The following is an 18,424-nucleotide window of genomic DNA, read 5'->3' as shown; positions in this document are numbered from 1 at the left end:
TCCTTTTTATTTACTAGCTAATTCTACTTTAACTTTTTTACCTTTAATAGTGCCCTCACTAAGAGCCTTTAATACCTTCTCACCATTTCCTTCTAGTATATCAATATAAGAGTGAGTGTCATGAATATCTATAACTCCTATTACTTCTGCACTAAGTCCAGTAGAATTTGAAATAGCTCCTACTATATCTCCCGGTCTAATCTTCTTTTTCTTTCCTGCATTTATGTATATCTTTGTTATCTCACTGTTTAAATCTGCAGTTTTTCCCTTTTTAAGCGGTTTTATTTTGTTTTTACTTAAAAAAGCTTCTTTATTTTGATTTGCATCTTTTTCTGTTGGAAGTTCACACTTTGGTATTTCCATTTGTATATAATCTTCTATTTCACTTAAAAATCTATCTTCATTAGGAGTAGAAAATGTTATAGCAGTACCTTTATTTCCTGCTCTACCAGTTCTTCCTATTCTGTGAATATAGCTTTCTTTCTCCATAGGCAAATCATAATTTATTACATGAGTAACATTATCTATATCAATACCTCTAGCAGCTACATCTGTAGCTATAAGGAATCTAAATTCTCCCATTTTAAAACTATTCATTGTATCTAATCTTTCATTTTGAAGCATTCCACCATGTATTTTATCACAAGAGTATTTTTCTGCTTTCATTCTACTTGTAACGTAATCCACATTATTCTTTGTTCTACAAAATACTATTGCAGTATCTGGATTCTCAATATAAAGTAAATTTCTAAGTAAAGAAAATTTGTTATTCTCTTCTATAATATAACATTTTTGTTCTATGTTATCTACTGTAAGTTTTTCTGGGGTTATTTCTACTTTAGCTGGATTTTTCATGTATTTTTTTGATAAATTTTCTATAGCCTCAGGCATAGTAGCTGAAAAAAGCATATTTTGTCTACTTACAGGAATATTTTCTATAATTTCACTTACTTCTTCTATGAATCCCATATTGAGCATTTCATCAGCTTCATCTAAAATTAAAAATTTTATATTTTGTAAATTCATATTTCCTCTTTTTATGTGATCTAAAGTTCTTCCTGGAGTTCCAACTATTATATGTACCCTCTGTTTTAATTCTTTCTTTTGTGTATCCATAGGCTGTTTACCAAAAATAGCTGAACATCTAATTCTTTTAAATCTCCCTATGTTACTTATGTCTTCTTTTATCTGAACTGCCAGTTCTCTAGTTGGAGTTAGTATTAAGGCCTGAGCATCATTTTCTTCTATTTCCATATGTTCACATATAGGAATAGCAAAGGCAGCAGTTTTTCCACTTCCAGTTTGAGACTTTACTATAACATCTTTTCCTTGCAGAATTAAAGGTATTACTTGTTGTTGAACCTTAGAAGGTTTCTTATATCCTATATTTTTAATGGATTTTAGTATATCCTGCCCTAATCTAAAATCTTCAAATTTTATTTCACTCATATTAATATTTTCCTTTCTTATTATATCCACTTTTAAAATTCTTTCACATATAGCTTTACTATTATATCACACAATCATATTATATGTAATTTTATCTAATATTTACGTTAATTAATATTGTTATATTGACAAGAATCAGGAAATAGTTTATATTTATCCTATGGATAAATACTATTTGTAAGTTACATATATCTTAAAACAAAAAATACTAAACAATAAGTAGTATTAATAAATTATATTTGGAGGTTTTATAATGTCAAATAACAAAACTTGTAAATCAGCAGATGCTGTATTAGAAAATTTTATAAGCTCCTTAGATGTAGAAACTTCTCATCACAGAGTAGAAAATCAAAAGATTAAATGTGGTTTTGGACAACTTGGAGTCTGTTGTAAGTTATGTTCTAATGGTCCCTGCAGAATAACTCCTAATTCTCCAAAGGGAATATGCGGTGCTAATGCTGATACAATAGTTGCTAGAAACTTATTAAGGGCTGTAGCTGCAGGTTCTGGATGTTATATTCATGTAGTAGAAACTACAGCTAGAAATGTAAAATCCATAGGTGAAACTGGTGGAGAAATAAAAGGAATCAACGCACTTAATACACTGGCAGAACAATTTGGCATAACAGAAACTGATCCTCATAAAAAAGCAGTACTCGTAGCTGAAGAAGTACTAAAAGATTTATATAAACCAAAATTTGAAAAAATGGACATAGTAAACAAGATAGGATATGCTCCTAGACTTGAAAATTGGAACAAGTTAAACATAATGCCTGGAGGAGCTAAATCAGAAGTTTTTGATGCAGTTGTAAAAACGTCTACAAATTTAAACAGTGATCCTGTAGATATGCTTTTAAATTGTTTAAAACTTGGAATATCCACTGGTGTATATGGACTTACTTTGACTAATTTGTTAAATGACATAGTTTTAGGCGAACCAGCAATAAGAGCTGCAAAAGTTGGTTTTAAGGTTGTAGATACGGATTATATAAATTTAATGATAACAGGACACCAACAATCTATAATATCACACTTAGAAGAAGAACTTATAAAACCTGAAGTAGTGCAAAAAGCTAAGGAAGTTGGAGCTAAAGGCTTCAAGTTAGTTGGATGTACTTGTGTAGGTCAGGATTTACAACTCAGAGGAAAACACTATGATGAAGTATTTTCAGGACATGCTGGAAATAACTTTACAAGTGAAGCTTTAATAGCTACTGGAGGTATAGATGCAATAGTATCAGAATTCAACTGTACTCTTCCTGGAATTGAACCTATAGCAGATGAATTCATGGTTAAAATGATATGCCTAGATGAAGTTGCTAAAAAAGCTAACGCAGATTATTTTGAATACTCTTTTGAAGATAGAGAAAAAATAAGCAATTATGTAATAGACAAAGCTCTTGAAAGTTATAAAACAAGAAGAGCTCAAGTTAAAATGAACGTTCCAAAAGATCATGGTTTTGATGATGTAATAACAGGTGTAAGCGAAACTTCTCTTAAAGCATTTTTAGGTGGAAACTGGAAAGCTCTAGTAGACTTAATTGCTGCTGGAAAAATAAAAGGTGTGGCAGGAATAGTAGGTTGTTCAAATTTAACAACTAAAGGTCATGATATATTTACAGTAGAACTTGCAAAAGAACTTATAAAGAGAAACATAATTGTACTTTCTGCAGGATGCTCCAGTGGTGGTCTTGAAAATGTAGGATTAATGTCACCATCAGCAGCTGAACTTGCAGGCGATAGTTTAAAAGAAGTATGTAAAACTCTTGGCGTACCACCTGTTTTAAACTTTGGTCCATGTCTTGCTATAGGAAGATTAGAAATTGTAGCAAAAGAACTAGCAGAATATTTAAAAATAGATATACCTCAACTTCCTCTTGTACTTTCTGCACCTCAATGGCTTGAAGAACAAGCACTAGCAGATGGATGTTTTGGACTTGCACTTGGACTTCCTCTTCATCTTGGTTCATCTCCTTTCATAGGTGGAAGTAAAGTTGTAACAAAAGTTCTTACAGAAGATATGGAAAGCCTTACAGGTGGAAAATTAATAATAGAAGATGACATAATAAAAGCCGCAGATGAGCTAGAACAAATCATACTTAAACGTAGACAAAGTTTAGGACTTAGTTAAGTAGATTGGAAGGTGTGCTTTATGAAAAGGATAATGATAAATAAGGACCTATGTACAGGATGTTTAAATTGTACCTTAGCTTGCATGTCAGAACATAATGAAAACGGAAAATCATTTTTAGATTTGGATTTAGAAGATACTTCTCTTGAAAGCAGGAATCATATATCCTTAGATGAAAAAGGTAATAAATTTCCTATTTTCTGTCGTCATTGTGATGAGCCTGAATGTGTTATGACTTGTATGAGCGGAGCAATGACTAAAGATCCCGAAAGTGGCATAGTATCCTATGATGAAAATAAATGTGCCAGCTGCTTTATGTGTGTCATGTCCTGCCCTTATGGAGTTTTAAAGCCTGATTCTAAAACTAAGAGCAAAATAATAAAATGCGACCTGTGTACTAATAAAGAAATTCCAAGATGTGTTGAAAATTGTCCAACAGGTGCAATTTATTTAGAAAAGGAGGATGGCGACTTATGCAATATTTAATAATAGGTGCCAGTGCTGCTGGAATAAATGCTGCTAAAACCTTGAGAAATCTTGACAAAGATAGTGAAATAACAATTATTTCAAAAGATGACTCTGTTTACTCTAGATGTATGCTTCATAGAGCACTAGATGGAAGCAGAACATTAAAAGAGTTAAGTTTTATAGAGGAAGATTTCTTTGAAAAATATAATATTAACTGGATTAAAAATGCAGCAGTTTCTAATATTGATATAGACAATAAAAAAGTATTAGTTGAAGATAAAACTAGTTATAAATTTGATAAGTTGCTCATAGCCTCTGGAGCTTCATCCTTCATTCCTCCTGTTAAAAATTTAAGAGAAGCTAAAGGAGTATATTCTCTTAGAAACTTTGAAGATGTCACTGCCATAGAAAATACACTTAAAAATGCAAAAAATGTGGTGATACTTGGTGCAGGTCTTGTTGGAGTGGATGCAGTTTTAGGTATTATGAGAAAAAACATTAAAATTTCAATTGTGGAAATGGGCGATAGACTTCTCCCACTTCAATTAGATAAAAAAGCCTCCTCTATATATGAAAAACTTTTAAAGGAAAAAAATATTGACCTTTTTACTTCTGTTAAATTGGAGGAAGTTATTTTAAATGAAAGTGGCTATGCACACAAGGCAGTATTATCTGATTCAACCACTTTAGACTGCGATATGATAATAGTTGCAGCTGGAGTTAGACCTAATATAAATTTTATAAAGGATAATATGATAAAGGTTGAAAAAGGAATTGTAGTAGATAAATACTGTAAAACCAATGCACCAGACATATATGCTGCTGGTGATGTAACCTTTACTGCACCAATATGGCCTATAGCTGTAAAACAAGGTATTACTGCAGCCTTTAATATGTCAGGTAATAACAAAGATTTAACTGACAACTTCGGCATGAAAAATTCAATGAATTTACTTGGTTTAGAATGCGTTTCCCTTGGAAATGTAAATCCTCCGGATAATACTTATGATGTAGATATAATTGAAGGACAAGGAATTTACAAGAAAATAATTCATAAGGATGGAATAATTTATGGTGCATTACTGATTGGAGATATATCCTACTGCGGAGTTTTAGGAGAATTAATAAAAAATAAAATAAATATAGAGCACATTCATAAAAATATATTTGATATCGATTATTCTGATTTCTATAACGTAGATTTAGATGGTCAATATAATTACAAATTAGTTTCTAAATAAATTAGAAACATCGCTAATAGTAATTAAATAAAGGGATTAGTACTAAAATTAACTTTATAGTACTAATCCCTATTTGTATATTTATTAAAAATTATAAATATAGGTCTACCTTAATAAAGTCCTTTAATTTATTAGTAAAAGCATTTTATTTACTCTAATCCTTTTTCGTATGCTTCTACCATTTTCTTAACCATGTTTCCACCTATTGAACCAGCTTCTCTTGCTGTTAAATCTCCATTGTACCCATCCTTTAAGTTTACTCCTACTTCTCTAGCTGATTCCATTTTAAACCTATTTAAACCTTCCTTAGCTTCTGGTACTAAAACTCTATTACTACTATTGTTTGACATAAAAACATCTCCTTTATAAAAAATTTAATATATTTATGTGTGTAGTAAGAGTTTGCTCAATTTTAATATTATTACCCTATTAAACTATATGTAAAAATAGAAAACTTTTTCAAAAAAAATATTTTAATATTTTTATGTATAAAAAACTCTCACGTGGTTAAACTTTACTATATATTCATTATGTAATAACTCCTTTATAAAGTTATTCTAAGTTTAAGTGAAAGTTTTCCTATGCTAAATTTCTCTAACCCTTAGAATAACTTATCCATTAATAAATATTTATATTTATTCCCATATATAGTTCAGTCTAAATAAAATAGCCAAGATTAAATTCAAGGCTATTTTATTTTATATCTTAAAAAATAAATCCTTTTTAACTTCTACTCCCTTGAAATTAATAAACTTAATTTGCTGAAATTTTTCATAATTAGCTTTAATTCCATCATCTAAATCAATAGACACTTTCCTAGCTGATAAATATTCTAAAAATTTTTCATACTCCTTACATTCTTCTATTTTTTTAGAAATTTTTTCAATATCTTTCTTTGCACTATTTACATTCTTACTTGAATAATCTTCTGAAGAAACTATAATATTTAACTTATTCATTTGTTTTGTATACTTTTCTATAATTAAATGAATATAATTTGTCCTAACACTTTGTATAATATTTTCATTATACCTATGCATATATATTAATGCACTAAAACCTTCATTTTTACCAGATTTTAATAGCCAATAAATAGGTTTTTTCTTATATATCTTTAAATGATCTTTATAAAACTCTCTTAAAAAATATCTTTTTATACACTGCTTTGAAGTTTCAAAGGATTTTCTTCCTATAGAATCTGCAATAAAGTCCAAATTTTCATTTAAAGTTTCTTTGCCATACAAAGCTTTAACAAAATTAATGAATCTTAAAACTATATCATCCTCAAAACATTCTTCTTCTGTTATTGGAATAATAATACTATCATCTATGCTTTCATTACAAATAAGCTCTTTTTTATGGGCAGAATATCTTCCAAACATACAACCTACTGCAAAGGATATAAAAGATTTAATATCTCTTTCCTTATCCGCTTTTTTAATAGTTATGTCTTTATCTTTAACTTCAGGTGTTAATTCTTCCTTAAATCCATATATTTCAATAAGCATTCTATTTAATTCTTCTTCATTTTCCTTTAATTTTTGAAATTGTTTATGTGTAAAAGACTTCCAAACATCAAATCCATATGATATGTATTTATTACGCAAATTTTTTTCAGCTTCACTTATGTCTGGTTCTAGTTCTCCACTCTTAATTAATAAAAATGGATGCCATTTAAAGTCCCAGGAAGTTTCAAATGAATCCCATTCATTTTTACTTATAATTATATTTTCATGAACTAAATTTTTAATCTTATAACTTATTTCTTCCTGAAATATCTTTTTACTTATGGGAATATTCTTTATATCGCCTACCTGGATATTGTAAGTTGGATTCATTATATCCAAGAACATTTTAGATATCTTACTGCATAACAATGCCAAAACTATATTAATTTGTTCCTCTTTTTCAGAGAAAATAGATGAACCTGCCACATCAAATATGAATCCATTTTGACAATACCTTGCTCCTATGTCTTCTGATATAAATGTGTAAGTTAACCCTTTTTTAAAATAAAACTTTTCATTTTTTATAGTTCTGCTATAAGATTTATACAATTTAGCTGCATACTCTTTTACTTCTTTGCCATCATTTTCCCAATTTATTATAAATTCATTATTTCCATACCACTTTCTATATTCTCCACCTTTATTATATGGAAACCACTTTTTCCCTGAATTTTGTGCTTCTTCTGAGTTATTAGCATCAAATTTGATTTTATTAATATCAACTTCAAACCATTGTCTTAAAAATCTCTTATTATCTGAAGTTGCCATTCCCTGTCTTGGCTTTGCCAATTCACTTAAAGGCTTAAAAGAAGAAAATACCTTCAATATGTTTTCATTAACCCAGTAAGCAAAAGGTTTACTAGGAATTATAAATAATTGTTTCAAAGCCAGTTCATAAATTTCTCTTTTTGAAATATTACTGCATATCTCTTTTAATTTAATATTTTTTTCTTCACTACTATTTTCCTTTGTAAGATTTATTACTTTAGTTTTATATGAATAATTAAAATAATTTCTACTTACATATGCTACATTTTGAACAATAGTTCCAACATTCTCTTCAAAAGCTCTAGTCCCCAAATGAAGCATATTTATGAAAGTAGATTTATCTAAAAGCCAATTTCTAAATTCCATAAAACTAGATAAAAACATCCATGAATGCTGATTAATCATAGACACTATTCCATATCTTTTACTGTATTTTAAACATACTTCCATATAAACAGAAAATAAATCATATTTTGATATTGGAAAATTATTAATTAAAAAATCTGCTAATTTACTGTTTATTCCCCTAAGTCCCATGTAAGGTGGATTAGTAATAACCACATCATATTTCATACTCATTATTTTCCCTTGTTTTATGAGCAGAGGAATTTTATCTAAAATCAGTTTTCTATAATCTCCAAATATGAAATTATCCTCTTTTTTTATTTCCTCTATTCTACTCTCTAATTCTTCAAAGTTAATTTTCCTTACCTCAAGTATAGATCCATATTCTTTAGCATTATTAAATGTATTTACTAAATATTCAACATCTTTCCTTAAGTTATATTCTTCTACTTTAAGCCTATCCTGACTTTTGTCTACCCTTGAGTTTTTTACTATGTTCTTTGAACTTTTAACTTTGCTATTTATACTTTTTTTCAACACTTGTGAACTACAAAAGTAATCTATTACTTCTTTGCTTATTTCATTACTTTCTTCTATTGAACAAATGTTTAACTTTAATCTATCTCTTTGTATGTCTTTAAATAATTCTTTGTTATAATATCTTGCTTTCATTTTCAATGCAAAGGAAGATAGTTTAGTTACTTTATCATCTATGTCTAAACCATATATATTATTTTTAAGTATAAGTTCTGGTATTTCTCTTCTATTATAGCCTGCATCAATGTATATTTCGTAAAGCAAGTCAAAAGCATAAACTAATATATGTCCACTTCCCATGCAAGGATCTAATATTCTTATGTTTTCTGGGGATATATTATTTTCATATTTTCTAATTTTATCTAATTCTCTTTCTACTTCTAATCCTTGCTGAGATTCTTCTAAATAATATTGCCATTTCTCCTTTAATAACCCTATATGTAACCTTCCACCTTTACTGCTAGTACATTTTTCATTATCTATGTATTCACTATCCCCTTTAAACTTATCAATCCATAATCTTCCCAATGAATTTTCTACCATATATTTTACAATCCATTTTGGAGTAAACAATTGTGTAGCTGCCGGTATATTTTCCTTCTCTATTTTCACATTTTCTTTTAACGCTGCAAAAACTTCATCCTTTTTTTCTGATATGTAGTATTGGTACATCCATCCTATAACTTCTACCCCACATAAACCTTTGTAATCCTGTCGAAAATTATTTTCTTCCTTTAAACATTCTTCTTCAATATCTTGTACTAATCTTTTAATTATAGAATCTTCATTCAAAAGGTTATCTGGAATCAAAATTTCCATATAATCGCTCTTATTTTGAAATATCTCAGGAATAATTTTTCCTAACTCACTGCATTCTTTGATTAAAATATATTTATATAATTTTGGCATATCTTTTTGTTTGTCAATAGGAAACTTTTCTAATGGCAGATCTATTATTTTTTCTGGAAGATAACTATTGACCTCCATATATCTCAAAGCAATAAATCTAAAAAACCATGTACAAGCAACTTCTTCTATTATTTCTTCAAAGCCCTTTTGTTTTATATTATCAATTAGAGTTTTTCTGTATCTAACAGGAAAATCAATTATTTCTTCTTTTCCTTTTATTTTGAATCCGTGCTGAAACTCTTCTACTTCTGAAATGCTATTTTTTTCTACCCCTATTTTTAAAGCTCTTTTTGCTACTGCTTTTATCAAATTTCTTCTAGCCCAAACTGAAAAGGATTTTACTTTAGTCTTATCCATAAATATTACCTTTCTTTATGCTATATTTTCATAACAAATAATCCATAGACAAATTAAACTATGCTATGGATTTTACTCATTTATTGATCTGCTATTTGTAAATGTTCCCCACTATGTCCAATATAAATACAATCATCCTCTTTATGATAAATAAAGTACATTCTGTTATCTCCAAGTTTTATATGATAGCTCATTTTTATCTTTTTTCCATTAATGGTGACTTCTCTTTTTTTGCCATATTTATTCATAGTTGAATCTGATTCATGTGAAAATTCTATTCCATTAGTCTGTTTCTTAAACTCTTCTTCTATACTATCCTCAAAAAATCCTTGTAACTTTCCTTTTAAAAATGGATATACTAATGTTTCCAGTACCCTAAAAATATTTAATAGTTTCATAAAACCATACTGCTTATATATATCTTCTCGTGAATTTGCCGTTTTATATGCTCTATCTGTAAATTTTATATGCGGGAATTCCAACTCCGCTTTTTTAAAAACTTCATTTATATTTTTAGGTGCAGGATTAAAAATTAAATATTCTTCCAATTTACTCTTTCCAATAATGTTTTTTACTATTTCAGTTCTTTTATTAATATTAACCTTATACTCTGAATTTACTATTTCATGTTCATTAGCTGAAGATAATATTATATTATTATCATATTTATGACATAAACTCATTAACTCAATAAAATAATAATTATCAATGAACGGATCAACTTCATCACAGTCTATTGTATTAACTCCATAAGTTTCTATAGGATCTAAGTATTTTAAAAATACTAATAATGTACTAATGGATTTATCAGCATTCAAATTTTTATAATCTAAATCAAGATTATCCTTAATACACAGCTTATAATTTTTAACTTTTAATAAATCATAAAATTGCTTTATCTCTTTTAAATTTTCTGCTACATTCTCTTTATCTATAATTAAATTGTTTTCATTAAGATAAAAATCCATATTATAATAATCCAAAGTTATCCTCTATGGTTACTTTATCTACAAAGTCATCTGGCCATAGATCTAAACTTCCCGTATCCTCTATTTCTATTTTTTGTATACTAGATTTTAAACTGTGATTTTCAAAGAAATAAAGCGATGTTTTATCTTTTAATGTATTATCATTTTTGACAGATAATCTTACCCTATTAACAATTTCTAAACTTTGAGTTTCAATCAATATATTAACTCCACATTTAACAGCATAATAAAATAATTCAACTAAATTAGTCTTCCACTTTGGATGCAGATGAACTTCTGGATTTTCAATTATAACTAAATCTCCCTTTTTAGCAGTTAAAATAGTTATTAAAATAGGAAGTATTTGAGTATTTCCAAATCCTATTTGTTGAAGATCAAACTCTATATTATTTTCTAAAGCAACAATTTTTCGCTTATTTTCCTCTATTTTTAATTTGAAATTTGAATTTAATATTTTATTCGTCCAAATATAGAATGCATCTATTAATCTTGTTTTATTATCAAAAATTATATTTTCTTTAAAGTTATCCAAAATATCGGCCATATTACCATTACTTCTTAATGCAGGTATATACTTTATTGAATTTTCATTTATATTTCCTAAATGTGCATTTACAGTTAGCAATTCCTTAAAGCCTTGTTGTAAAAATTGAGGTATAAAATTGGGATATAATCCTTTAACTAAAATTCCTTTTTGCAGCAAAATTCTTTTTTCTTCTTTATCATTTAAAATAATTTCATTTAAATCATAAGTTATTGGATTACTGTTATCTGTATTTATAACAAATTCATAATTTTTTACAAGTTCAGTGTTGTTTTTGAAATAAATGTCTATCCTTTTCAATATTGCTACATCTGCCATATCAACAAAATTTAGTTTATAATTGTATATGGAATCAAACTCCAATTCAACATTACAAAACTTTAGATTTTCTACTTTAAGAGATAATTTATACTTTATGCTTTCTCTTCTGCTTACTTCCTTATTTAAAGTTCTCTTAAAGTCACCTAATTCTGATATTTGTTCAAATGGCAATTTTGTATAACTAAATGAGTTTCTATTTATTTTTGAAAGAAGCCTTAAACTTTGAGTTAATGATGATTTTCCTGAGTTATTAGTTCCAGTTAAAATTGTTAATCCATTTAAGTTAAATATATATCCTGATTTATGAATTTTAAAGTTACTAATTGAATATTTACTAATCATTACTCTTCTCCTAACATTTTTTCCATGCAATTATCCCATATTTCAAATCTCTCATATGCTTTAGTTTTTGTAGTAGTTGATGCACCTACAATAGATTCTCTAAAAGATTCATTTTCCATTAAAAGCTTCTCCAATTTATCCTTTATACATTCCTTATTTTTTTCTATACAAGCAGAATCATATTTTGAAAAAGATACCATGAGTATTTCAAATAGTGCCACATTAAGCTTACCTTTTTTATTTTTGTTCTTTATTACAAATGCATCCTTTCCAAAAACATTATATATACTGTTTACTGTATTTAAGAACGTACTTTTAAATTCATTTTCTCTATGTCTATAGTCATCATAATTATCCAAAGTCTCATTGAGAAATTTTTTTAAATTTCCACCATAGGATTTAATTCCTCTATAATAAAACGACATAAATCTCAATACTAATTCTTGATCCTGCATTGAATTTATATTAACTTTCTTATCCTTTATTAATTTTCTGTAATCACTTTCCTTAACTAGCTGCTTTATAAATGGTATGCCTTTATTTCTATAAATACAATTTCGCAGTTCTTGGGAATTTAATCTTACTGCACCAGTATTAATTCTTTCAAAAATTTCAAACTTTATATCTGGATTATTATCCTTTTTCACCACAAAAATTACAAGTTGAAAATCTTCAATTTTCCTTTGAATACTTGGTTCTAAATCTTTAAATAATTTATTTTCCTTAAATAGCACTGTATTTTGCAATTTAAACTTATTATTAACAAATTCCGTTATGGTTCTTATTCGCTGCTGACCATCTATTATTTCATATTTATAATCGTCATCCTCTGACAAGTAAATTGCTTGAATAGGAATATCTAAAATGATAGATTCTATCAGCTTAGACTTTTTATCTGGCAGCCATTTAAAATTTCTTTGAAATTCAGCTTCTAATTGAATATCCCCTCTTTCAACCTTTCTCACCGTTTCAAAAATTGAAAATGTCAATTGTGCTATATTTATATTTTGAGGTTTTAAATTTTCATTCATTCTGTAATTATAACCTCCATTTCAAACATTTAAACTTGACAATATTATATCACAATGGAAGTTTAATATGTATTATTCCAGTTTTGCTATCAATTTCTTATACAACTTCTGCATATGAGGTTCACTGCTGTGCATAATCACTTCTTCTATAGGAATCCATTTAACAGCACTATTCTCATCTTCTTTAACAATAAGTTCTTCATTTTCATCACCTTCTAATAAATAGGCAATTGATAAATGTAAATGAGGAGATACATACTGTCCTCTTTTTATATGACCTAATACTGTTAATATATCCATTGAAAATATACTTGAAGATAGTACTTTAAGTTTTTCCACTCCAGTTTCTTCTTTTACTTCTCTAATTGCAACAGCTAGCAAATCATCTTCTCCATCTGTATGACCACCTGTCCATGACCATGAATCATATATATTATGATATACCATTAAAACTTTATCCTTATTTTTATTAATCACAAAAGCTGAACTGGTTAAATGAGCAATTTCATTTCTTCTGGTTAATACATCATCAAATTTATCAATACATTTTAAAATTACTTCTTTATCCTTTTCTTCTTGTTCATTATAAGGAACATATTTTTTTATAGACTCAATCCAATTCATATTTTTATCCTTTCTATATATCATATAGGTTTATATATTAATTAATTTATTTTATGTAAAAGTTTGCATTTCAAACTTCACATATCACATATGTTTAAACTTTATTACAATATTATATCATAATTGAAATACAGTAGTTCTGCTATACACAAATGAATTTTTGTTTTTAACCTTGGAATAATAATTAGTAGCTTATTTATATAGAAGGAGATGATAATAATTAAATTTTTAAAATTAGGTTTTGAAATTTTTATTAGAAATGCAATTGCATTAATGCTTCTCTTTTCCCTTACAAGATTTATGGGTAAAAAGCAAGTTTCTCAACTTACTTTTTTTGATTATTGTGTTGGAATAAGCATAGGTTCCATAGCTGCATCCTTTTCTGTAGATGAAAATATACCTTACTTTGAAGTAATAGAATCATTAATCATATGGGGAGTTTTCCCTATACTTGTATCTTACTTTTCTCTTAAATGTATGTTTCTAAGAAGAAAATTTGAAGATACACCAACTATTCTTGTTCAAAATGGTAAAATTATAGAAAGAAATCTTAGAAAGGAACGCTTTAATATAAATGATCTTCTTGAAGAACTTCGATTAAACGGTGTATTTAATATAAAAGATGTAGAATTTGCAATACTTGAAAGTACTGGAAAAGTTAGTGTTCAATTAAAACGAGAAAAACTGCCATTAACTCCTTATGATTTAAAGATTCCCGTAGAATATGAAGGATTATGTGCCAGCATAGTTATAGATGGCAAAATAATGTATTCAAATTTAAAACTCATGAATCTTAATGAATCCTGGCTAAAAAATCAATTAAAAAAACAAAAAATTAAATCTTTGAATGAAGTATTTTTTGCTTCTGTTGATACTAACAATAATTTATATGTAAGCTTAAAAAACAATAATATTAAAGATAAAAACATAATGGATTAGAGCATATTAATTCAACTCTAATCCATTATCATGAAAAAATCACTATTTAATACACTTTATTGCAAACTACAATATTTCATCAATAACTCCGCCGCCTAATAATAAATCATTATTATAGAATACAACGGATTGACCTTTAGTTATAGCACGCTGTTTATTTTCAAATTCAACCTTTACTCTTCCATTATCTAAAGCAGTTATCCATGCTCTTGAAGGTTTTGCAGAATATCTAACTTTAGCTTGAATTTCCATTGTACCTTGAAGACTGTCAAAAGGTATAAAGTTAATATCTTTAGCAATCAATTCTGTCTTAAATATGTCATTTTCGCTGCCTAATACTACTTCATTTCTTAAAGGATTTATATCTGTTACATACATTGGTACACCAAAAGCTATTCCAAGTCCCTTTCTTTGTCCTATTGTATAATAAACTATTCCTTTATGTCTTCCTAATACATTTCCTTCTTTATCCACAAAATTTCCTGGTTTTACCTTACTCGGAACTTGCTTTTTTATGTATCCACCATGATCATTATCTGGGATAAAACAAATTTCTTCACTATCTTTTTTATTATGAACTAATAAACCTATTTCTTTTGCTATTTCTCTTATTCTTTCCTTCTTGTAAACACCACAAGGCATAAGAGTATGCTCTAATTGAAATTGAGTGAGATTATATAAAGCATAAGTTTGATCTTTTTTATCATCCTCAGATTTTCTTAAAATATATCTATTATCATGCTTTTCTACTACAGCATAGTGTCCTGTAGCTACATAATCAGCACCTAATTCCATAGCCTTTTTTAATAATGCATCAAATTTTATAAACTTATTACAAGCTACACATGGATTAGGAGTTCTTCCCTGCATGTATTCATCAATAAAATAATCTATAACATTCTTTTTAAATATATCTTTAAAATTCATAACATAAAAAGGTATGTCTAACTTATATGCTACTCTTCTAGCATCTTCTACAGCACTTAAAGAACAACACCCTCCTTCTACTGCTTCATATTCTTCATCTTCCTGCCACACCTGCATGGTCACGCCTATAACATCATAACCCTGCTGTTTTAAAAGATATGCTGCAACAGAACTATCTACTCCTCCGCTCATACCAATTACAACTTTTTTATTCATATTTATCACCTTTTTCTAATATAATTACAATGACATATTTACTTACAATACTACATTTTATACTATAATCTATAGAATTCCAAGTGATTTTTTCTACTGCCACTTTTTCTTGTTATCTCTAATTTTATTTACTACTTCTTTTATTGTATTTACTACATATTCTACATCTTCTTCTGTAGTTTTATATCCTAAAGTCAGTCTTAAGGAACCTTTAGCTAAATCCTTATTTAATCCTATAGCCATTAAAACATGTGATGGCTCCAAAGCACCTGCAGAACAAGCACTTCCACTAGAAGCACATATACCTTCACTGTCAAGCAGCATAAGCAGTGTATCACCATCTACAGACTCAAAGCTTATATTTACATTCCCTGGTAACCTATTTTCTCCGTCTGCTCCATTTAATTTAGTTTCTGGTATATTTAAAAGCTCATTTATCATTTTATCCCTTAAATAAGTTAATCTTCTTCTTTCTTCTTGCATATTTTGATCTGCCAATTCTATGGCTTTTCCCATGCCGGCAATGGCCATAACATTTTCTGTGCCAGCTCTTTTAGCTCTTTCCTGTGCTCCACCATGAATTAAATTATCTACTTTTATTCCTTTTCTCATATAAAGCGCACCTATTCCTTTAGGTCCATAAAACTTATGTGAAGCCATAGAAAGTAAATCTATATTCATTTTTTTTACATCTATAGGTATGCTGCCTACTGCTTGAACTCCATCTGTATGAAAAATAATTCCTTGACTTCTACATATACTTCCTATTTGTTCTATAGGCTGTATGCTGCCTATTTCATTATTAGCAAACATTATAGAAACTAATATAGTTTTATCTGTAATAGACTTTTTAACATCTTCCACATCTACTATTCCAAATTCATTTACAGGCAAATAAGTAACTTCAAAACCTAACTTTTCCAAATATTCACAACTGTGAAGTATTGCATGATGTTCAATAGCTGTAGTTATTATATGATTTCCTTTATCTTTATTTGCTAAAGCTGTACCTTTTAAAGCCCAGTTATCAGCTTCAGAACCTCCTGCAGTAAAATATATTTCATCTGCATTGGCATTTATAGCATTGGCTATTCTCATTCTACTTTCATCTATGGCCATTTTGGTTTTTCTAGATATTTTATATATAGATGAAGGATTGCCAAAATAATCTGTTAAATAAGGCTTCATCTCTTCAATAACTTCTTCTTTCATATAAGTTGTAGCTGCATGATCCATGTAAACTTCTCTAGACATAAATTTATCGTCTCCCTAAACTTTTATTTAATATAGTAACAATTTCTAAAAATAATTCAGAGTAAATTACTATGATATTACTATTTTATTTTTAAAATTGCCTTTTGTCAATATGAAACCTATTAAATCTAGCTATTCTAAATTTACAATAAATACTACATATAAAAATAATGCGAAGTTTTGCTTCGCATTATTCTTATTAAGTTCAATATTAATAATTTTACACTAAACTAACAATTACTTGATTTATCAATCTTCTTATCACTACTCTTCATAATAAAGTATAATGGAATTCCTATTACCATTGCTCCAAGTCCCCATGTAATCTGAACCTTAGTTGCTTGAGTTAAAAGCCAAAAACTAATACCTACAGATAATATAGGAAGAACTGGTCCAAAAGGTACTTTAAAAGTAGATTTCATTCCTCTTTTTCTAAAAATTATAACAGCAAGACAAGTTGGTATGTATTGAGTAAATCTTGAAATTGCACTTATTGCTGCAAGTTGTGTAAAACTTCCTGTCATCACAATCGGAATAGTTAAAACTGCAGTTACTATACTTGCTATATAAGGAGTACCTGCTTTATTCTTTTTAGCTATAATTCTAGGTAAAAGTCCATCTTCAGCTAGAGCCACAGCTGATCTTGGAAGTATAAAAGATTCTGCTATATTTATACCACCTATGGATACTAAAGTACCAACTGTAACTAAAAGTCCTCCAAAACCTCCTAAAAATGTAGCTGCTGATTGTGCTACTGGAGTGCTGCTTGCTGCAAGCTTTGCACCTAATGTTCCTATAGATACTGCTTGAATTAGTATATATATTATTGATACCAAAAACATAGTTATCATGATTGCTATAGGTAAGTTCTTTTTAGGATTTTCCATATCCTCAGCTGCTACTGCTATAGCTTCAAAACCAGTAAAAGCAAAGAATATTAATATTGCCGTAGCACCAAAACTTGATGATGTTACTTGATTTGGAAACATAGGTACAAAGTTTCCTCCTTTTATGAAGAAAATACCTACTGCTATAAATAACACTAGCGGTACAAGTTTTGCTATAGTCATTATATTATTTAAATTTTTTGCAAAATCGACTCCTAAAATATTTATAATTGATAAAACTAAAATTATACCTATTTGTATTGAATTTTTAATTAAAGGATTAGATGCTGCTGGCCAAATATTAGATAGTGCGGTAGTAAACCCCACTGCAAAAGTAGCCCAAGCTATCATACCTACTACCAATTTCATAATGCCTACTTCAAATCCTACAAATTCACCAAAAGCTTCTTTAGCATAAATATAGGGTCCTCCATTTTTATTAAATAAGCCTGCAACTTCTGCAAAACACAATGCCATAGCCATAACTAACGCCATGTCAAAAAAATACACCCAAATACTTCCCGGACCCATAAGCTTCATTGCTTTTCCTGGAAGTAAAAATATACCTGTACCTATTACACCATTGATACCAAGAAGTATTATACTCCATAAACCTAATTTTTTATTATCTCCCATT

Annotated in this window: 14 protein-coding genes; 4 read left to right on the top strand and 10 right to left on the bottom strand. The window is 28.3% G+C overall.

All coding sequences use genetic code 11. From position 1 onward, the window contains the following. Window positions 1–6: 6 nt before the first annotated feature. On the bottom strand, window positions 7–1,449 hold the full coding sequence (locus Ccar_RS07145; RefSeq protein ID WP_007060640.1) for a DEAD/DEAH box helicase: 1,443 nt from the start codon (window positions 1,447–1,449) through the stop codon (window positions 7–9). A gap of 253 nt (window positions 1,450–1,702) precedes the next feature. Here Ccar_RS07145 and cooS point away from each other — a divergent pair, with 253 nt between their 5' ends. Genes cooS through Ccar_RS07130 form a run of 3 tightly spaced genes read left to right on the top strand, consistent with a single transcriptional unit; the run spans window position 1,703 to window position 5,289 of the window. Then, the gene (cooS, locus tag Ccar_RS07140) at window positions 1,703–3,580 is read left to right on the top strand and encodes an anaerobic carbon-monoxide dehydrogenase catalytic subunit (protein ID WP_007060641.1); all 1,878 of its coding nucleotides are present in this window, start codon (window positions 1,703–1,705) and stop codon (window positions 3,578–3,580) included. Window positions 3,581–3,601: 21 nt separating this feature from the next. Continuing rightward, window positions 3,602–4,066 carry a 4Fe-4S dicluster domain-containing protein gene (locus tag Ccar_RS07135; protein WP_007060642.1) on the top strand — a complete coding sequence of 155 codons (465 nt, stop codon included), beginning with the start codon at window positions 3,602–3,604 and terminating at the stop codon, window positions 4,064–4,066. Beyond that, window positions 4,054–5,289: an NAD(P)/FAD-dependent oxidoreductase gene (locus Ccar_RS07130; protein WP_007060643.1), complete on the top strand. Its 1,236-nt coding sequence runs from the start codon at window positions 4,054–4,056 to the stop codon at window positions 5,287–5,289. The genes Ccar_RS07135 and Ccar_RS07130 overlap by 13 nt, the downstream gene beginning before the upstream one ends. Before the next feature lie 149 nt (window positions 5,290–5,438). On the opposite strand, the gene Ccar_RS07125 is transcribed toward Ccar_RS07130, so the two are convergent. From Ccar_RS07125 to Ccar_RS07100, 6 genes are all read right to left on the bottom strand, one after another. After that, window positions 5,439–5,639, bottom strand: coding sequence for an alpha/beta-type small acid-soluble spore protein (locus tag Ccar_RS07125; protein WP_007060644.1), 201 nt, complete (start codon window positions 5,637–5,639; stop codon window positions 5,439–5,441). A 348-nt stretch (window positions 5,640–5,987) separates the two neighbouring features. Continuing rightward, window positions 5,988–9,713: a BREX-1 system adenine-specific DNA-methyltransferase PglX gene (gene pglX / locus Ccar_RS07120; protein WP_007065205.1), complete on the bottom strand. Its 3,726-nt coding sequence runs from the start codon at window positions 9,711–9,713 to the stop codon at window positions 5,988–5,990. A gap of 80 nt (window positions 9,714–9,793) precedes the next feature. Continuing rightward, window positions 9,794–10,696: a hypothetical protein gene (locus Ccar_RS07115; protein WP_007060646.1), complete on the bottom strand. Its 903-nt coding sequence runs from the start codon at window positions 10,694–10,696 to the stop codon at window positions 9,794–9,796. Next, on the bottom strand, window positions 10,683–11,909 hold the full coding sequence (locus Ccar_RS07110; protein ID WP_007060647.1) for an AAA family ATPase: 1,227 nt from the start codon (window positions 11,907–11,909) through the stop codon (window positions 10,683–10,685). The genes Ccar_RS07115 and Ccar_RS07110 overlap by 14 nt, the downstream gene beginning before the upstream one ends. Then, on the bottom strand, window positions 11,909–12,940 hold the full coding sequence (locus Ccar_RS07105; RefSeq protein ID WP_007060648.1) for a DUF262 domain-containing protein: 1,032 nt from the start codon (window positions 12,938–12,940) through the stop codon (window positions 11,909–11,911). The genes Ccar_RS07110 and Ccar_RS07105 overlap by 1 nt, the downstream gene beginning before the upstream one ends. A gap of 72 nt (window positions 12,941–13,012) precedes the next feature. Further along, a complete protein-coding gene (locus tag Ccar_RS07100; RefSeq protein ID WP_007060649.1) occupies window positions 13,013–13,564 on the bottom strand; it encodes an NUDIX hydrolase in 552 nt (183 codons plus the stop codon). 210 nt (window positions 13,565–13,774) lie between these two features. Between Ccar_RS07100 and Ccar_RS07095 the strand changes: the two genes are divergently transcribed. Further along, window positions 13,775–14,503, top strand: coding sequence for a DUF421 domain-containing protein (locus tag Ccar_RS07095; RefSeq protein WP_007060650.1), 729 nt, complete (start codon window positions 13,775–13,777; stop codon window positions 14,501–14,503). 66 nt (window positions 14,504–14,569) lie between these two features. Here Ccar_RS07095 and mnmA read toward each other — a convergent pair whose 3' ends face one another. The 3 genes from mnmA to Ccar_RS07080 all read right to left on the bottom strand — a co-directional run bounded on the left by mnmA (window position 14,570) and on the right by Ccar_RS07080 (window position 18,423). Beyond that, window positions 14,570–15,646, bottom strand: a complete 1,077-nt coding sequence (gene mnmA / locus Ccar_RS07090; protein WP_007060651.1) for a tRNA 2-thiouridine(34) synthase MnmA — start codon at window positions 15,644–15,646, stop codon at window positions 14,570–14,572. 93 nt (window positions 15,647–15,739) lie between these two features. Then, the gene (gene nifS, locus Ccar_RS07085; RefSeq protein ID WP_007060652.1) at window positions 15,740–16,900 is read right to left on the bottom strand and encodes a cysteine desulfurase NifS; all 1,161 of its coding nucleotides are present in this window, start codon (window positions 16,898–16,900) and stop codon (window positions 15,740–15,742) included. 230 nt (window positions 16,901–17,130) lie between these two features. Continuing rightward, window positions 17,131–18,423 carry an APC family permease gene (locus tag Ccar_RS07080; protein ID WP_007060653.1) on the bottom strand — a complete coding sequence of 431 codons (1,293 nt, stop codon included), beginning with the start codon at window positions 18,421–18,423 and terminating at the stop codon, window positions 17,131–17,133. Window position 18,424 lies beyond the last annotated feature (1 nt).

This window comes from Clostridium carboxidivorans P7, assembly GCF_001038625.1.
Lineage (GTDB): Bacteria > Bacillota > Clostridia > Clostridiales > Clostridiaceae > Clostridium_AM > Clostridium_AM carboxidivorans.
This window is presented reverse-complemented; position numbering and strand designations above follow the sequence as displayed.